The organism is Rhizorhabdus argentea (assembly GCF_037861105.1).
GTDB lineage: Bacteria > Pseudomonadota > Alphaproteobacteria > Sphingomonadales > Sphingomonadaceae > Rhizorhabdus > Rhizorhabdus argentea.
Genome location: NZ_JBANFK010000009.1, coordinates 39,003 through 56,968, shown reverse-complemented (window position 1 = coordinate 56,968; position 17,966 = coordinate 39,003). Strand labels below are relative to the sequence as shown.

Sequence of the window (17,966 nt, the reverse complement as noted above, 5' to 3'; positions counted from 1 at the left end):
ATGCACCCAGCCAAACTATGACAAACCGCCGCGCGGAGGAGATGCTTTGTGGTCAATGTAAGCCAGATTCATTATATCGTTCTGGGCGCGAAGGATCTGGACGCATGGGAGAAATTTGCGACCCAGGGCATCGGCCTTGGCGTAAGCGAACGTACGGACAAGGTGCTTCATCTGCGATGCGACCGTTGGCTTTCGCGACTGCAGATCGAACGTAGCGACGATGAGGATCTGCTCGCAATCGGTTGGGGCGGATTGACGCGGGAATCTGAGCTCGATGTTCTGGCGGAGCAGCTCAAGGCGGCCGGCCGACCGTTCGACGACGTGCGCGGCGACGATGCCCGGGCTCGCAAGGCCATACGCCTTATCCGGGTTCGTGATGACGACGATATCGTGCACGAGATCGCCTGGGGTCTCGCGGTTGATGACAAGACGCCGTTTGTGTCAACGGTTGCCGTTGACGGCTTTCGCAGCAACGAACTAGGCTTGGGGCATGTTGTGCTGTCGGTGAAGGATCTGGCGGCCAGTCAACGTTTCCTCATCGACGTACTTGGCCACAAAGTGACCTCGCACCTGTTCATCGGCCCGCATGAAGCCGTATTTCTGCGCTGCAACCCGCGCCATCACTCGGTGGCGCTCTCGGTGTCGCACCGTCCCAAGAAACTGCAGCATCTGCAAATCGAGTATAACTCGATGGATGATCTTGGTCGCGCGCTTGACCGGGCGCAGGACTTACCGTTGGAGTTCGTCGCAACGCTGGGCAAGCACGTCAGCGACTGGGTCACCTCCTTCTATGTCCGTGCGCCGTCCAACATCACGGTCGAACTGGCCTGGGGTGCCCGGCTGCTCGCCGATGACGAACCGACCGAATATGAGACCTTCACCGGCAGCGTCTGGGGCCATCGAGAAGGCATGGAAAACGCCTGACATACAGAACCACCGCTTGGTCAGGTTTGGGCGTTTGGACGTTCAAACCATTGATCGTGTGACGGCGTGCCCTTCGGAAATGGCGTATTGAATATCGCGAGGCGCCAGGGCGTCACCGGCGAGGGCAATGTTCTGCCCCTTCCTGAACCCGCGCGCGCAAAGCTCGTCATAGAGCGAGCGCAACGGATCGCGCGCATTTATGAAGACGACCGTATCGGCAGGAATCCGTTCAACGAAAGCCGAATATAACGACCGGACGTTGCAATGTGTCTTGTCGATCGCCACGAGCTTCGTGTTGGTCAACGGGCGGAAGTTTCCGAGATCGGCAAAACGCCGAAGCGCCGGGACAACGCGTGTGTCATGGCAGACTAGCGGGGCGATCCTGCTGCCGGGACAGACGAAAGTCACCTTTAATCCCTTGTTGAGCAGGTACTCCGTGGCCGCGATGCCCTCATAATGGCCGACCTCGTCGAAAACGACCGCCGTCGAGCCTAGTGCGAGATGCGGGTTTGAGAACAAGTCGGGGGACGACAATATATGCGATTGGTCGGCCCCCGGCACCGCTTGCGATGAATCGCTAAATTGAATGCGGTCGCTACGCGGGTTCGATCCAGTTGCGACAATCACGAAATCCGCATTCTCCGCCAGAGTATCCTCGGCTTCGAAATAGGAATTTGTGCGGATCTCGACACCCAGGCGAATGATCTCCTGCTCCAGCCAATACGTGATGTCGCCGATCGCGTGGAGCCTTGGCGCGCGTTTGGCCAGCGTGACTTGACCGCCAAGACATGAAGCGGCCTCGACAAGCACCACTTCATGACCTCGCAGTGCCGCAATGCGTGCAGCCTCCATTCCGGCCGGACCTCCACCCACGACGAGAACCCGGCCGGGGCTTTCCGAAGGTTCGATCAAATTTTCGGACAGCGCGCCTTCATTGCCGGCTGCGGGATTGACCGCGCACCCGATTGGGCCGCCCGTGGTCACCGCGTACCAGCAACCTTGGTTGCAACCGATACAGGGCCGGACCCGCTCCGGATGCCCTGCTTGGGTTTTGCGAACGATATCGGGATCGGCGATATGGGCACGGGTCATATGGACCATGTCCGCAATACCATCGCGCAATATCTGCTCTGCTTCCTCCAGAGTACGTATCCGACCGATGACCATCCGTGGAAGGTCTTTGATCGCAGAAGTGATCAAAGACGATGATGTGAGCTGATATCCCAGCGGCTGGTCCATCGCGAAAGCAAAGCCGTGGCTCCAATAGTCCGCGTAACTCGCATCGACGAAATCGATCAGCCCATCGGCATGGAGATGCTCAAGCACCTTGGCGATTTCCGCTTCGTCGAGTCCGCCGATTCCCGCGCTGTTACCTACCCGGATTCCAACCGGATAATTGTCGCCGACCTCCTTGCGGATCGCAACCATGACTTCATGCAGGAAGCGCATCCGGTTCTCCAACGAACCGCCATAGCGATCCGTGCGTGTGTTCGTCAGAGAATTGAGAAACTGCATGATCAGATAGCCATGGGCCGCGTGCACCTCAATGCCTTCGATCCCGCCCGCCTTGCAACGCCGGGCCGCCGCGGCGTAGGCCGCGATAAGCTCACCGATTTCCTGTGATCCCACGGGGTTTGGCACAATGCCGGTGGCGGGATTGGGGATCGACGATACGCCCCACGGCGCCGATCTATCGAATACCGGGTAGATATGGCCACCGTGCCAGAGCTGCTGAAAAACGCGCATGCCATGGGGCCGGACTGCCGCCATCAAGCGACGATATCCATCAATGATGGAATCATCGATATTCGCGAAACTGGTGATCGTGCTGGGGTGCACCGCAGCCGCTTCCAGGATAGTCAGGCCAACGCCGCCCTTTGCCCGCGCCAGATGATAGTTAATCATCCGATCGGTAATAGCGCCCTGGAATGCGAGCGAAGTGCCATGCGCGGATCTTGCGATCCGGTTGCGAATTTCCAACCCGTTGATCGTGATCGGTTCATATACGAGGCTCAACGTCATGGCCATCATTCCTGCTACAACACAGCCACATGCGCGGATGGAGCTGCGTCGGGCCACGTCCGTTTGAACGAGCACAGTAGGCGTCAGGCAAGCGCGCCCCCACCCATCAAATGGCGCGACAGGTCGGCTCGACTCTCCGGAAAGCTCATATAATCAGCAACTAAAGCCGGAATATACAGTCACCATCGCGCAGATCTCATCAAGCGGCAACAGATCACAGGATCAGGCTCGAAAGCACGGCTTCACGAGCCGCCGCGCTCAGTTCCGGCGCCAACGGGAGGCCGTGCTGCTGAGCTGCAAGCATTGATGCGACGCCAATACAGGCTGCAGTCAATATCTGCGCGCCAATCTCTGGCTGATAACGTAACGGCTGCGTCGCGCCGATAGCACGCAGCATCTCAATAAGCTTATCGTGTTCGAACATGAACGCCTGCGGAAGTTCACCATTCAGATTCTGGTGTGCAACTACGGTGTATAGCGCCGGCTCGTCCTGCGAGAAGGCGATATAGGTATCCCACCCGTCCCGAATCTGCTGATACGGATCGTGGACGATCGCTCGACCGTTCCAACGCTCAAAATAGCGCTCAAATGCGTGCTCTACTACAGCAGTCAGCAAGCCAGAATAATCGGCAAAATGATAATAAAGCGTTGGCGCCTTGACTCCCACGGCATCACAAATCAGGCGTGTGGATACTTCGGACATGCCATGCTCGCGCAGAAGTCTTGTCGTAACATCGATAAAACGTTGCCTCATCTGGCCATCGCCGCGATTTTGTTGCCGCGCCTGCACGTTATCCGTAGTGTCATCTTTCAATTTTTGTTCGCGCTCCGACGCCATGTCAACTTGCCCACTAACCCATATACTCGACTATCCTAAATTTTTCTACTAGTCGATCAAAGAAAGTATCGTTCTTTATGCCGCTTGACTGAGATACTAATTCAGTATCTTTTCCTTCCGCCCAAGCTGGGCGACGCTCGTTGTCAGAAGACGGACCAGTTCGGCCTGCCGGCTGACGTCCGCTTTCAAGAACATGGAACGCAAATGAGCCCTGGCCGTGTTGTGTCGAATTTTAAGACTTCGTTCTATGTCCACCAATCTTTTGCCCGAAGCCAGCCCGATCGCCAGATTAGCTTCCGCCGGCGTAAAGTTAAACAACTTCTGCAGCAGTGAAGGCTCAATGGCTGATGTGACGTCAGCATCACGAATGAAAAGAAGGGCACAGATTTCTTCTCGGTTGGACGCAATACACATGGACCTGGTACTCGTTATGATCAATCCCAATGGACGCTCACCGCTGCCACGATCCAACGAAACCGCGATCGCGGCGCCATACTCAACCGCACCAGAGAAGATACGTGAAAGATGGCCCTGCAACTCACGATCGTTTGCGCGGTCGATCGCGATTAACTGACCGCAACGACGACGCTTCAGCACCTCCTGCTTGGATAGCAGCTTCTCCGCACCATCGTTGAGCGGAAGGACGTTACCGTAGGGATCCACCAATATCCCTGCGACGCTCAGCCGATCCAGCACCTGCGCCTGGAACCTGCTGGTTAAGTTAGATCGCAGCATCTCGTGGCGCAGAATACTCGCCTCCGCGAAATTGCGACCGATGCGACGGACATTGGCAATGTCGTCGTCGGTGAAAGCTGGGGAATTCTCTCCACGCGTGATATTGATCGTGTAGGTTTGCCCCTCATAGTTCTGGAAGCAGTGCGCAATCGAAGTAACGACATCGAACTCGCGAAGCTCGTTCACGATCGGCTGACCGGGCAAATCCCTTTCCCAGTTCAGAACCCTGACCTCCCCGACCGACAATACGGAACTTGATTCTCCCCCTCGGTTGTTCACTTCCCATTCCGCCAGAATATCCCGTCGCAAAGTTGGCCCCGTGGCGAACAGGAATTGCTGACACTTGCCACCCTGATTTGCGATTCGCAGGCAAGCGATGCCAGCGTCGAAAAATTCCCGGATTGCTGAAAGGGAAGATTCCCAGGAATCATCGCAATTTGCATCGCGATAAATTCGGCTGACAATGTCGTCGATTTCCAAAGCTGCGCCCATCAAATCTCTCCAGTACGTCACGCCGGGGTTTCCCCGTTATATAGCGACAATACATAAAATGCGTCGGGTAGCAAGATGATTGATCGAACCAAACCATGGCCTTGAATCGATCACAGCCTTACAATCATCATCGATCGGGCCTGCGCCGGGTCGCGGTATAACGGGAGAAAAACCGGGCTTTCCACCTTATATGGAAAGGAGCCGTGCATTCTGCCGCACTGCGTAGACCGTCGGGCGGGCGCCAGGGCACAATTCCCCTGCCGATGCGAATCCGGCCGAAACTTCGCAAAGTTGCTAATTTGTGTATAGCGTCGATACGGACGCTGGGCCGGGCCGGTCCGAGACAATGTCGTCTTTCGAGACGATGCACTCTTCGTAGCGTATCGATCGAAGGAGGCACGCAAAGGAGAGATGCATGCCCAAGATCGACAGCTTGGCCCGTGGAGGCCGTGAGCTCGTACGCTTCCTTGAGGAGACCGGGCAGCGCCATCTTTTCGGATTGCCGGGAAGTTCGATGGTAGCGCCGTTGTACGAGTTGCAGCGCACGAACATAGCGTTCGTCCCCGCGATCCACGAATCGGTCGCCGTCGCGGCGGCCGATGGCTATGCGCGCGTAGCGGGCAAGGCGATGGTCATGCTTTACATGTTGCCCGGCGTCGCGAATGGCATGGCCAATCTCTACAATGCCTGGCGCGATGAGTCCCCGATCGTTATGATCGCCTCTCAACAATCGACGCGATATCGAACGATGGATGCGACCATCGGCGAGGGTGATCTCGTCAATATGGTCCAGCCATTCACCCGCCTAGCCCATGAACTTGCACCGGGAATGGACGTCCGTTTTTGGCTGGAACGTGCGCAGCAGATCGCCTGCGGTCCGCTACCGGGGCCGACATTTCTATCCATTCCGGAAAATGTCTTTGAGGAGCCAGGACCGGTCGCTGTGCTTCCGGCAACCATCTCGCCCGCCCCTGTCTCGCCGGACGCGACGGACGTCGCCGAAGCGCTCCATGCGGCGGAAAGACCAATGATCCTTGTCGGCGGCCAGCTGCGCCGCTTCAGAGGTTCGGAAGCAATCGAGTCGCTGGCTGAAAAGCACGGGATCGCATTGGCCTATGAACCCGGTTTCGCGGACCGGCTGGGTGTCGCACCCGGCCATCCGAATTGCTTCGGCAACATCCTGTTCGCGCCCAGGCTTGACGCCGAAAGCGACGTGGTGATGGCGATTGGATCGCGTTTCTTGATGGAGGCGCATCCCAAACCGCAATGGTTCCCGGCAGCGACCTTTCTAGCTCATATCAATGCCGACCCGATCAAGCTCACCGAGACAAAGGCCGCTCATTGGCGCGTAGCCGCCGATCCCGGTGCCTTTGCGGCGGCACTGGGAGAAGCCCTTGGTCGCCTGCCAGCCGCGCCCGAACGACTTGCCCGGCGGAGACAATGGCTCGAATCTCTCCGCCAGCCTGTTGCCGCCAATCCGACCGCGCGGGCAACCGACAGCTATATGGCGGCGGTTTCCCCGCTCCACGATGCCATGGACCGCGGGTGGGTCGTCGATGAATCCGTCATGGCGATCCCGGCACTGGCCGCTACCTTACAGGCGCGGGACGGGCGGCGATATGTCGGGACGACGGGCGCGTCGCTGGGCTGGGCCACCGGGGCGGCCGTCGGCGTGGCACTTGCTTCGGGTGAACCGGTCACCTGCGTGCTTGGCGATGGCGCGCTGCGCTTCGGAGCGCTCGGGCTATGGACCATCCGCGAACAGAATCTCCCGATTACCCTCGTGATCCTCGACAACGGCGGATATGGATCGACCCGCTATTTCGAACGGCAATATGTGGCAAAGCTGGGGGCCGAGGCCAATCCACAGCACGCCAGCTATCTCGGAAGCGATCTGCGCGACACGGGATCGAGCGTTGAGGGCATCATCGGGGGTTTCGGCATCCCGGCGACCCGCATCCCGCTCGGAAGCGACGCGCGACCAGCGATCGAACGTGCTTGGGCGCAATCCGCCCAGGGTCCGAATGCGGTGATCATCGAAATGCCATTCGGTGATTAGGATCGTTGCAGGGCCGCGGGCCGGGGCCCTCCCGTCGCCCAGTCCAACAACTCGACGACATGGACCACCGGGATCGACGTGCCTTGTCCGATCTGGATCGCGCAACCGACATTTCCTGTGGCGATCACGTCGGGCGAAAGGCGTTCGATATTGGCGATCTTGCGCGCGCCAAGCTGCGAGGAGATTTCGGGCTGAAGGATGTTGTACGTTCCGGCCGATCCACAGCATAAATGCCCTTCGGCGGGCGTTTTCACGATAAAGCCGGCCTCAGCCAAAAGGCGTGACGGCTGTACAGTCACCTTCTGCCCGTGCTGGAGAGAACAGGCCGCGTGATAGGCTACGATCAGCCCGCTCGCCTGTCCAGGCGGCAGGCCAATGCGTGACAGATACTCGCTAATATCACAGGCCAGCGCCGACACGCGCTCCGCCTTGCCCGCATACTCCGGATCAGAGCGCAGCATATGTCCATAGTCTTTGACGGTCGTGCCGCAGCCCGAAGCGGTGATGATGATAGCATCCAGCCCCCGCGTTTCGATCTCGTGCGTCCATGCATCTATATTGCGACGCGCGGCAACGAGCCCCGCGTCCTCGCGTCCGAGATGATGGACCAGCGCGCCGCAACAAGCCTCGCCATGAGGACGCACGACCTCGCTGTTCACGCGCGCCAGAAGCCGGAGCGTTGCAGCACGGATTTCCGGACGCAGAACGGGCTCCGCACAGCCCTGAAGCAGGACGACCCGGTGGGCAGGCGCAACGAGGCGAAGGCGGGCATCCCGCTCCTTCCGCGGAATACGCGCAGGGGCCAGTGCAAGCATGCTGGCCAACGGGCGCAGCGGGGCGATGCGCGAAAAAATCTGGGCGAACGGCCGGCCCAGCTTCGCCAGATACAACGCGGCACGAAACCGCGCAGGGTACGGCAGCACCGCTGCCAAAAGTCCCCGCATCAACCGGTCATGCCATGATCGCCGATAATTCTGCTCGATATACGCCCGCGCATGGTCGACCAGATGCATATAATTGACGCCAGACGGGCAGGTCGTCATGCACGACAGGCAAGATAGGCAGCGATCGATATGCTTGACCACCTCCACGGTCGGCTTCGCTTGCTTCTCCAACATCTCCTTCATCAGATAGATGCGACCACGGGGACTATCCAGCTCATCGCCCAGCAATATATAGGTCGGGCAAGTGGCGGTGCAAAAGCCGCAATGCACGCATTTGCGGATCACCCCTTCCGATGAAGACATGGCCGGATCACGCAACTGCTCCGGAGAAAAATTAGTCTGCATCGATCAACATTCCAAAACGACCGGTATCAAACACGCCTGCAGGATCGAAGGCACGGCAAACCCGAGCTTCGAGTCGGGCAAGTGCCGCTGGGAGCGGATGAAATGCTGGGACCTTCAAGCGATCGGCGGCATCTGCCCGGACGAGCAGCGCCTGCCCGCCAAGCGAAGCGACACGATCGCGCAGCATCCCAGCCGAGCCATCCCAAGCGGCCCAGACGAGCCCCCCGGCCCAGTCCGACATCCATGTCGCGTCGGCGGCATCGAGCAAGAGCGCAAGATCAGGCATGGCACGCGCAGGCAGGATGATACGCCAGAGCCAGACCGCACCGGCCAGGCCCCCCGCATCCCGTACATTGGTCCAGAATCCATCCGGAACCGCAAGCGTTTCCAACCTGTTTCCACCCGTGGCGTCCGCCAGCAGATGCTTGCGCGCCACGATCGAAGGCGCGATTCCTTCCAGCCGAAAAGCCGTTTGGGAACGCGCCTCGGTAGCCGCAGGAAGGAAAGCCGCAGCAGACACCTCCGCTTGCGAACCCATGGCCTTCGCCATCAACCGATAGGCTTCGGCCGCCGAAAGGCCCGCGACGACCAGCGTTTCCTGCGCCCGCGGAGCAGGCAGCACCTTGAGCGTCAGTTCCGTGAGCACCGCAAGCCGGCCCCAACTTCCCGCCATCAGCTTCGAAAGGTCATAGCCGGTCACGTTCTTGACCACCTTGCCCCCTGCGACGAATTGCTCGCCCCGCCCCGATACCGCCGCAAATCCCAGCAAATGATCGCGCACACCGCCGCGTGTGAGGCGACGCGAACCCGCAAGCCCTGCAGCCACCGTGCCGCCAATTGTCGCGCCTTTGTCGCTGCCGAGGATTGGCGAGAGGTCCAAAGGCTCGAAGGCCAGCATCTGGTCGTTCTCCGCCAGCAGGGCATTGACCTCGGCAAGTTGGGTTCCGGGCCGCAACGTCAGGACCAGCTCAGCCGGATCATAATCAACAATGCCCGCAATCGCGCTGACATCCAGCGTCGCATGGTCCAGCCGACCAGAGCCGATCGACGCTTTGCTGCCATTGCCGCGAATATCGAGCTTACGGCCCGAAGCAGCCGCATCCGCTACCACTTCGGCCACTTCCGCTGCGTTTGTCGGAGAGAAGACGTCCATTAGAATCGCGGCAATTCTGGAAACGGCACCTGCCCCTTATGGACATGCATCCGCCCAAGCTCCGCGCAGCGATGCAGGGTTGGAAACACCTTGCCGGGATTGAGCAAGAGTGCCGGATCAAACGCGCATTTCACCCGCTGCTGGTGCGCAAGATCAACTTCGCTGAACATAACGGGCATCAGGTCGCGCTTTTCGACGCCCACGCCATGCTCGCCTGTCAGCACGCCACCCACTTCCACGCACAGCCGCAATATGTCGTTGCCAAAGGCCTCCGCCTTGGCCAGTTCTCCAGGCAAATTGGCATCATAGAGAATCAACGGGTGCAGATTGCCGTCGCCCGCGTGAAATACGTTCGCGACGCCGAGTCCATAATCCGCCGACAGGTGCGCCATGCGTTCCAGCACTTCGGGCAGGCGACGGCGCGGGATCGTGCCATCCATGCAATAATAGTCGGGTGCCAACCGGCCGACCGCGGGAAAGGCCGCCTTGCGCCCTGCCCAGAATGACTGCCGCTCCGCGTCATCGCGGGATATGCGGGAACTCACGGCGCCGTTCGTTCGTGCAATCCGCTCGACCTCCTCGACCAGATGCGTGCACTCCGCTCTCGGCCCATCGAGTTCGACGATCAGCAGGGCGTCGACATCGAGCGGATAGCCGACATTGACGAACGCCTCCGCCGCGTGAATCGCTGGACGGTCCATCATCTCCATGCCTGCGGGAATGATTCCGGCGGCAATGACATCGGCCACGCACTGGCCGGCGCCTTCGACGGTGGGGAAGCCGAGCAGCAGTGCCTGCGCCGTTTCCGGTCGCGGCAGGATGCGCAATGTCACCTCGGTGACGATGCCGAGCAGCCCCTCGGAACCGACGACGACACCCAGCATGTCGAGCCCCGCCGATTCCTGCGCACGACCGCCCAACCGGATGACCTCTCCGTCCATGAGCACCATCTCGACGCCCAGCACGTTGTTCGTGGTCAGCCCATATTTCAGACAGTGAACGCCCCCGCTGTTTTCAGCGACATTGCCCCCGATCGAACAGGCGATCTGACTGGAAGGGTCGGGCGCATAATAGAACCCGCGCTCTTGCACCGCATGGGTGACGGCAAGATTGGTCACGCCGGGTTGGGCCACGACGATGCGTTCGTCATAGTCGATTTCCAGCACGCGGTTGAAGCGTGCCATGCCCAGCAACACCGCATCGGCGAGCGGCAGCGCGCCCCCTGACAGCGAAGTGCCCGCGCCGCGCGGCACCACCTTCACGCCGTGCCCCTGACAATAGGCGAGTATTCGTGAAACCTGCTCTACCGTCTGCGGCAAGACGACGAGCATCGGCGTCTGGCGGTAGGCGGTCAGCCCATCGGATTCATAGGGAACGAGCGACGCTTCGTCATCGATAACGCCTTCACCCGGAACGATGGCACGCATCGCCGCGACAATGCGGTCGCGCTGTGCAAGAACGGTTTTATCCGGCGCCGGCATGACGAGTGACATCTGATCTGCTCCAGTCCGCTGGCGTCCTAGCGGAACGTCCCAAGAAAACCGGAGATCGCGTCCACCAGCTCATCCGGAACCTCCAGGCCGGGAAAGTGCCCCCCGTGATCCAGAACCTGATAGTGCGCTACCTTGTACGATCGCTCGAGATAGGAACGGGGCGCAGGCGGCATCATATCATCGGGGCCAAACAGAAAACCTGCCGGGACCGCCGCGGGCCCCCTCACCAGCTTAGTCGCGGTCGAGAGATGGGAATATAGCCACATCGGCGCCACACAGCCGTTGATCCAGTACAGCATGATATTGGCGAGCAGATCGTTCATCGGAAATGGCGGATCGTCGTGGGTGCCTTGCGCCGTCCAACCCTGAAATTTTTCGACGATCCAAGCCGCCAGACCAATCGGAGAATCGGTTTGCCCGAAGGACAGCGATTGCGGCTTCGTGGCCTGCACCATTTGATAGGCGCTTTCCGGCATCAGTCGGGCGTAGGTGCTGTGTTGCCACCCCACCTCGTCCGCGCTCAACGGCGGACTATTCTCGTCCATCACCGCAGAACCGCCGCCGGTAGTGATCAGGATCGCAGCCAGCTTATCGGGAAAATCAAACGCCATCCGTGCCGTGATCAGGCTGCCCCAGTCGCTGCCATAGGCAACGTAGCGTTCAAATCCGAAGACCCGGATCATCAAGCACGACCACAGCCCTGCAATGTCGCTGGGAGACAATGATCGGACTGCCGGCGGTGAATAACCATAACCCGGTAGACTCGGCACGACTACCGTGAAGGCATCTTCTGCTCGTCCGCCATGGTTTTCAGGATGGGCGAGCCGGTCGATCAGATCCAGAAACTCGGTGAACGATCCCGGCCAGCCATTGGTCAGCAACAACGGCATAGGCGACGGTCCGGACCCCTGCTCCACGATCACATGGACCCTGTGCCCGTCGACCTCGACCATGCGGTTGTCGAACTCGTTGAACCGCTGCTCCCAGCTCCGCCAGTCAAACTCGTTCAGCCAGAAATCACGAAGGCGCCGCATATATTCGACGGGCGTGCCTGCAACCCAGCCAGACGCAGAATCCTGTGCCGGAAAGCGGGCACGCTGCAACCGATCATGCAAATCGTCCAAGATCGCTTCCGGAGTTTCAATCGGAAAGGGCGTTCCCGGCCAGCCTGAATGCGTCATGCCAAGCCGGCCTCGACCTTCTGCATATGCGTCCTGAAGAGCCGCGGCTCAGGCGATTTCCGGGGCGAGTAAAAGGGTGAGAGTACCTTCAACAGGCGCGGAAGGATCAACTTCGTCACGCGCTTCTTCACCTGCTTCTGGCGCAGTTTCGAAGCTTTGATCTGATCGGCGGTCATGGTTTCCCACTCCTTCTTCATCAGATATTCATTCACCATTTTGGACATCTTGCCGAGGTGTCGGAGCTGATAGAAAAACCCATAGAGGCGCATGAAGTATCCGCCATGTAAGGCGTTGAAGACATCATAGCATACGGTGCGATGCTCATATTCCTCCATCAGATGCCATTTCCACAAGCCCACGACTTGAGGGTCGGCACGTTCGAGGAGATCCTCGGTCTCCCCCAACCAGACCAGAGCAGCTGGGGGCCCTATCGTTTCGAACCCCTCGCAATAGGCCAGCAGGAAGGGGAAGGATTTCGTCGTGAACAGGCGCTCGAACTCCGCTTCGAAACAGGCCTGCATCGGGCTGGTATCAAAGCCATGGCGCGGAAGAATATCGTTGAACTCTGCATGGATCGAATAGTGGTTGGCTTCCTGCCTGATGAAGGTCCGGACATCTTTGCGCAGATCGGCTGCTGCAGGATTGTCGGCGTCCAGCCGGGAAACCGCCTGGGCCATCACGCGATTCAAGAATCGCTCAAGATAGGGAATCCATGCCGATGACGCATTCATCTGATGGGCATATTCCCATGTCGGGGCCCAGCGGGGGGACGAGTTGCTGAAATCGAAGCTTGGTCGGCGAACACGCACGCTACTTCTCCTTTGAGAGAGAACTAACGCTGCCATATGGATTTAGCATGGTTCGATAGGACTATCCGAAGACCTTCCGATCGACCATGCATTGCTGTTCATCAGGTCAGTTGCATCGTATCAGACGGCCGGGCTGGACGCCGGTAGCCTGTCCATCGCGGAAGGTAGTGACGCCGCGCTTGATCGTATAGCGATAGCCGCGAGCCTCTTGCAGCAGGCGCATTCCACCTGCAGGCAAGTCATGGACGGGACGTGGCACGGCGAGCTCCAGGCTTGCTAGGTCGATCACATTGATGTCGGCCAGCATCCCGGGCGCTATCACGCCGCGATCCAGCCAACCCACCTGCCGGGCATTGCGTGCCGTATAGCCGTGCACCAGCTGTTCCAGAGGGATCGAACGGCCCGAACGATTGCCACGCGGCCAGAGCGACAACGCCGTCGTCGGGAAACTCGCGTCGCAGATCGCCCCGCAGTGTGCGCCCCCGTCGGACAGACCGAACAACGCGAAATCGGCGCTCATCATTTCGTGAACGTCATCGAGATTCCCAGCAGCGTAGTTGAGCGACGGCATGTAGAGCAACCGCTCGCCATTCTCTTCCAGCAGCGTGTCGTAAACATATTCCGCAGGCCTGATTCCAGCTGCTTCAGCCTCCGCCAGGATCGAATCCTGCGGACGCGGCTCATAATCCACCGGATCTCGCATGCGAAACATCCGATCGAAGGCCCCGACTATCGATTTTGCAAGAGGATGATCAACGGGTTCGTCAATTTCGCCCAGCAGGCGCGTGCGCGTCCCGGCGTCGCGAAATGCAGCGAGAAGCTCGGGAAAGGGCAGCGCCGACAACGCGGGCCAACTGCGGGTGAACGCAAAGGGGTTTGCCGATGTCCGCAGCCCCAGAATAGCTCCGACCGCGCGCGCTGCAACCTGCGCGCGCACGTCCAGCCCATCCTCGCGCATTGCAGCAATCGCGGAATACATCTCCCGCCAACGATCGGGCATCGTGGATACCTGCTGTACCGTGATCGACACCGGTCGGCCGGATATCCGGGCGAGCGATTTGATCAGTTGGAGTTCAGCCTCAAGGAATTCGTGGTCGGCCAACAAATAGGCGTCGGAGATCAACTGGGTCACACCCCTGCCCACCCGCTTCATGGCACGTGCGATGGCGACCAGTTCATCCTCGGCTGCGCGAAAGGTGCCAATGACCTTGCCCGCGCGAGTCTGGTGAACCATGGTGCGTGAGGTCGAAAATCCAACCGCTCCGGCGAGAAGCCCTTCGGCCACTAGCGCAGCCATCTGCGCCGCCTCCGCCTCGGTCGGACGCGCCTCCGGGTCGGCGCCGCGGTCACCCATCACATAAGCGCGTAAGGGCGCATGCGGTATATGCACGCCAACATCCATCGTAAAGGAGCGGCGCTCCAGGACATCAAGATATTCAGGGAAAGTCTCCCAATCCCACGTCAGCCCCTCGGCAAGGGCCGTGCCTGGGATATCCTCGACCCCCTCCAACAACTCGATCAACCAAGCATGACGATCGGGCCTTGCCGGTGCGAAGCCAACGCCGCAATTGCCCATCGCGATTGAGGTCACGCCATGTTGCGACGAAGGCGCAAGCACCGGATCCCAGGTCGCCTGACCGTCATAATGCGTGTGGATGTCAACGAAGCCTGGGGTAACGATAAGTCCCGATGCATCGATCTCCTCTCTACCGCGACCGGTCACCGAACCCACCGCAGCAATGTGCCCCGCATGGACTGCAAGATCAGCACAGAACTGCGGTTCGCCCGTGCCGTCGATGATGACGCCGTTGCGGATCACCAGGTCATAAGCGGGTTCGTCGCTCGTCCGGCCGTTCATTCACCGCCTCCTGGCTTGATCATGAGTGGGTCGATCAGCGCCATTGCCTGGTCGATTCGTCCTGCTCCTTGGTGGCGCGGTTGCCCGCGACATGCCCCCCATCGACCGGCATAATGTGCCCGGTCACGAATGACGCCGCCTGCGAGCATAGCCAGACGGCTGCCTCCGCCTGCTCGCGCGCTTCGCCGATCCGGCCCATCGGCTCCAGCCAGTGTTCCATCAGCCCGGTATTGTCGATGTCGAACCCCGTCATGCTCCCGCGCAGCATCGGCGTGTCGGTCGCGCCCGGACAGATGGCATTGACACGGATATTGTGCGCGGCCAGCTCAAGCGCTGCAGACTTGGTCAATCCGATGACCGAATGTTTTGCGCTGACATAGGCGCCAATCCCGGCCGAACCGATGATCCCCGCCAGCGATGCGGTGTTCACGATAGCGCCGCCCCCAGCCGCGAGCATGTGCCGAATTTCGTATTTCATCGCGAGAAAGCAGGACACCGTGTTGAGCCGGTGGCAGTGCTCGAATGCCTCGAGCGAAAGCTCATGGATATTGCCATATGGCCCGGGATGACCAACATTGTTGTGCGCGATGTCGAGCCGGCCATAGGTCGCGACGACGAAATCGACCATTCCCGCCGCTGCCGGCTCGGTAGTCGCATCTGCGACAAACGCGGTCGCCTCGCCCCCTGCGTTACGAATATGCAGGCAAGTTTCCTCGGCGGCGGCGGCGTTCAAATCCACAACGACGACGCGGGCGCCAAGGGCCGCAAAGAGTTCGGACGATGCCCTGGCGATGCCAGATCCGCCGCCGACGACCAGCGCGACCTTCCCTGCAAATTCAGCAGACATCTTTAACGCTCCATCAAGGCGGAACCGACGAGGCCGCCAGTTGTCCGGAGAGCAGGCCTACGCTTCCCGCCCGCGCAGTTAGTCGTCCCAAAAGACGATGGCGCTGATTTTCCAGGGTGAGGAGCGATCCGTCATCACGTTTGGCTGGGCGCCGGCTCTCGGCGGCTAATTGGTCCGCCTTGTCCAAAAGGACGATGGTCCCCGGTCGGCTTTGTGAAAAAGCTCTCAAATGAGCTTTCGCCACAACGAGCTCAGTTGAAGGGTTCAGGTGAATGAAAATTGCGTTGATCGACGACTATCGGCCGGCGGTTCTGCGCGGTGAAGGCGTTGTGGACATCTCGCGCGCGGTGCCTGGAACGATCATGGCCCAGCGTCCGAAAGACCGGATGCTGTCGTTCATCGAAGCGTTTGACGACATTCGTGCCGCGATCGAATCCTTCGATGGTCCTGTGATCCCTCTGGATCAGGTCCGATTGCGGGCACCCGTCCCCCGTCCGGGCAAGCTGTTGATGGGTCAGGGAAATTATCACGAAAATGTCGATGGCCCCAAGGCGCCGCTTGGCATGTTCCTCAAGCCGTCGACCGCGGTTCTCGACCCCGGCGGTACCGTCGTGCTGCCCCCGGATAACGGTGAGATATTTCACCATGAGGCGGAACTGGCCATCATCATCGGCAAGACCGCACGCAACGTCAGCGAAGCCGATGCGCTGAATCATGTGTTTGGCTATAGCTGCCTGCTAGACGTTTCCCTACGTTCGCAAACGGCAGGCGTCAGCCTCGTCGCCAAGGGATTCGACACCTTCGCGCCACTTGGCCCCTGGATCACCACGGCCGATGATATCGTCGATCCACAGACGTTGTCGGTTCGTTGCTGGGAGAATGGGCAGGACCGCCAGAATTACAATACGAGCGACATGGAGCATCCGGTCGCCGCGATCATCGCGTGGGCATCGAGCAAGGTCACGCTCGAGCCGGGAGACGTCCTTGGCTGCGGCACTAATCATCAAGGCATCGGCCCGATGCAGGATGGTGAGACGTGCGAGATCGAAATCGAAAAGATCGGGCGCATGTCCGTAAACGTCGTCGATCCGCTGAAACGCCGCTGGCCCTTTCGGGTCGATGCGCAGTTTGGCGCGGATATCCGCGAATGGAAGCTCGGCGGAACCAGGGGTGCGCCAAAGAACGTCTTCATGCAGCGCATCGACAACTAGGTGCGGATTGGCGCGATGAGCAGCGATTTCACGATCTGTGTCGGGACAGTCGGCGGCGGTGTGTTTCACAGCCGTGACGGCGGCGAAAACTGGACGATGAGCAGAATCAAGGTGCCCGTGCCGCCATGGGCACCGTGGATCCGCGTCCGCTTTATCGCTGTCGACCCGGCAAATGATAGCCACATGATCGCCGGTTCCGACGTGGGTATCTATCGCAGCAGCGACAGAGGCGAGAGCTGGGAGCATTTGCCCTCGCCTGCCGACGATGGTTACATTCATGTCTGGGCGGTCCGGTTTCATCCCACACTGCCTGGCACGATCCTGATCGGCCTCGCCCCTGCCGCCATCCACCGCACCCGCGACAATGGCGCAACATGGCAAGAATTGTCCGTTCCCGTCGATCCACGCTGCGTGGTGGGCTCCACTCACATCACCGACATCGTGTTCGACCCGCGCGATCCGGACATCGTGTGGGCATCGGTGGAAGCATCGGGAATTTTACGCAGCACGGATGGCGGCGATACCTGGGTCCATCTACCCGATCCCGGTCCGACCGTGCAGGATACCGATATTCACGGGCTGGTCGTGCACCCATCCGGCAAGCTGCTCGCCACCACGCCCTCGGGCGTGTTCACCAGCACCGACGAAGGCCAGACCTATACCGTGCACAAATTTCCGATCGAATGGCCGCCTGAGCCTGCGGCGGTCGCAGTCGGTGTCGAAACCTATTGCCGCGGCATTGCGATGAAAGTGGACGATCCCGACACGGTGTTCGTCGCGACGGGGGACTATGTTCCGGGGAAGGTCGGAGGCGTGCAGGTCAGTACCGATGCCGGCCTGACCTGGGCGCCGGCCAGAATGGACGTGATCCCCAATTCCACAACCTATCTGTTCGCCACGCACAAAGCCGATCCCGACAGGATCGTGGCGGCCAGCAACTATGGTTACATCTACGTTTCACGCGATGCGGGGCAGAACTGGACCAAGCTATCACGCGAATTCGGCGAGATCCGCGGTCTGGTCTGGGTTCCCAACTGACACCGGAATGTATCGCG

14 protein-coding genes are annotated in these 17,966 nt (G+C 59.9%); 4 read left to right on the top strand and 10 right to left on the bottom strand.

Annotation, left to right across the window (positions count from 1 at the left end):
• Nucleotides 1-48: 48 nt before the first annotated feature.
• Nucleotides 49-924: a VOC family protein gene (locus tag AAC645_RS10495; RefSeq protein WP_340315828.1), complete on the top strand. Its 876-nt coding sequence runs from the start codon at nt 49-51 to the stop codon at nt 922-924.
• A gap of 42 nt (nt 925-966) precedes the next feature.
• Here AAC645_RS10495 and AAC645_RS10490 read toward each other — a convergent pair whose 3' ends face one another.
• The 3 genes from AAC645_RS10490 to AAC645_RS10480 all read right to left on the bottom strand — a co-directional run bounded on the left by AAC645_RS10490 (nt 967) and on the right by AAC645_RS10480 (nt 5,011).
• Entirely contained in the window at nt 967-2,946 is a 1,980-nt protein-coding gene (locus AAC645_RS10490) for an oxidoreductase (protein WP_340315827.1), read from the bottom strand.
• A gap of 214 nt (nt 2,947-3,160) precedes the next feature.
• Nucleotides 3,161-3,784, bottom strand: a complete 624-nt coding sequence (locus tag AAC645_RS10485; protein WP_340315826.1) for a TetR/AcrR family transcriptional regulator — start codon at nt 3,782-3,784, stop codon at nt 3,161-3,163.
• A gap of 96 nt (nt 3,785-3,880) precedes the next feature.
• Nucleotides 3,881-5,011 (bottom strand): helix-turn-helix transcriptional regulator, encoded by a 1,131-nt coding sequence (locus tag AAC645_RS10480; RefSeq protein ID WP_340315825.1) that lies wholly within the window; start codon nt 5,009-5,011, stop codon nt 3,881-3,883.
• 415 nt (nt 5,012-5,426) lie between these two features.
• Between AAC645_RS10480 and AAC645_RS10475 the strand changes: the two genes are divergently transcribed.
• Nucleotides 5,427-7,070 (top strand): thiamine pyrophosphate-binding protein, encoded by a 1,644-nt coding sequence (locus AAC645_RS10475; RefSeq protein WP_340315824.1) that lies wholly within the window; start codon nt 5,427-5,429, stop codon nt 7,068-7,070.
• Here the strand turns inward: AAC645_RS10475 and glcF are convergent.
• The 7 genes from glcF to AAC645_RS10440 form a co-directional block, all read right to left on the bottom strand.
• Nucleotides 7,067-8,317, bottom strand: coding sequence for a glycolate oxidase subunit GlcF (gene glcF, locus AAC645_RS10470; protein WP_340315969.1), 1,251 nt, complete (start codon nt 8,315-8,317; stop codon nt 7,067-7,069). The genes AAC645_RS10475 and glcF overlap by 4 nt on opposite strands.
• A 31-nt stretch (nt 8,318-8,348) precedes the next feature.
• Nucleotides 8,349-9,512, bottom strand: a complete 1,164-nt coding sequence (gene glcE / locus AAC645_RS10465) for a glycolate oxidase subunit GlcE (RefSeq protein WP_340315823.1) — start codon at nt 9,510-9,512, stop codon at nt 8,349-8,351.
• Nucleotides 9,512-11,005 (bottom strand): FAD-linked oxidase C-terminal domain-containing protein, encoded by a 1,494-nt coding sequence (locus tag AAC645_RS10460; RefSeq protein ID WP_340315822.1) that lies wholly within the window; start codon nt 11,003-11,005, stop codon nt 9,512-9,514. Before AAC645_RS10460 ends, glcE begins: the two co-directional genes overlap by 1 nt.
• 26 nt (nt 11,006-11,031) lie before the next feature.
• Nucleotides 11,032-12,186 (bottom strand): epoxide hydrolase family protein, encoded by a 1,155-nt coding sequence (locus tag AAC645_RS10455; protein WP_340315821.1) that lies wholly within the window; start codon nt 12,184-12,186, stop codon nt 11,032-11,034.
• The gene (locus AAC645_RS10450; protein WP_340315820.1) at nt 12,183-13,031 is read right to left on the bottom strand and encodes a metal-dependent hydrolase; all 849 of its coding nucleotides are present in this window, start codon (nt 13,029-13,031) and stop codon (nt 12,183-12,185) included. The genes AAC645_RS10455 and AAC645_RS10450 overlap by 4 nt, the downstream gene beginning before the upstream one ends.
• A gap of 70 nt (nt 13,032-13,101) precedes the next feature.
• On the bottom strand, nt 13,102-14,853 hold the full coding sequence (locus tag AAC645_RS10445; RefSeq protein ID WP_340315819.1) for an N-acyl-D-amino-acid deacylase family protein: 1,752 nt from the start codon (nt 14,851-14,853) through the stop codon (nt 13,102-13,104).
• A 34-nt stretch (nt 14,854-14,887) separates the two neighbouring features.
• Complete coding sequence (locus tag AAC645_RS10440) at nt 14,888-15,700, bottom strand: SDR family NAD(P)-dependent oxidoreductase (RefSeq protein ID WP_340315818.1); 813 nt, start codon at nt 15,698-15,700, stop codon at nt 14,888-14,890.
• Nucleotides 15,701-15,972: 272 nt separating this feature from the next.
• On the opposite strand from AAC645_RS10440, the gene AAC645_RS10435 reads away from it, so the two are divergent.
• Entirely contained in the window at nt 15,973-16,911 is a 939-nt protein-coding gene (locus AAC645_RS10435; protein ID WP_340315817.1) for a fumarylacetoacetate hydrolase family protein, read from the top strand.
• 15 nt (nt 16,912-16,926) lie between these two features.
• The gene (locus AAC645_RS10430; RefSeq protein WP_340315816.1) at nt 16,927-17,949 is read left to right on the top strand and encodes a WD40/YVTN/BNR-like repeat-containing protein; all 1,023 of its coding nucleotides are present in this window, start codon (nt 16,927-16,929) and stop codon (nt 17,947-17,949) included.
• Nucleotides 17,950-17,966 lie beyond the last annotated feature (17 nt).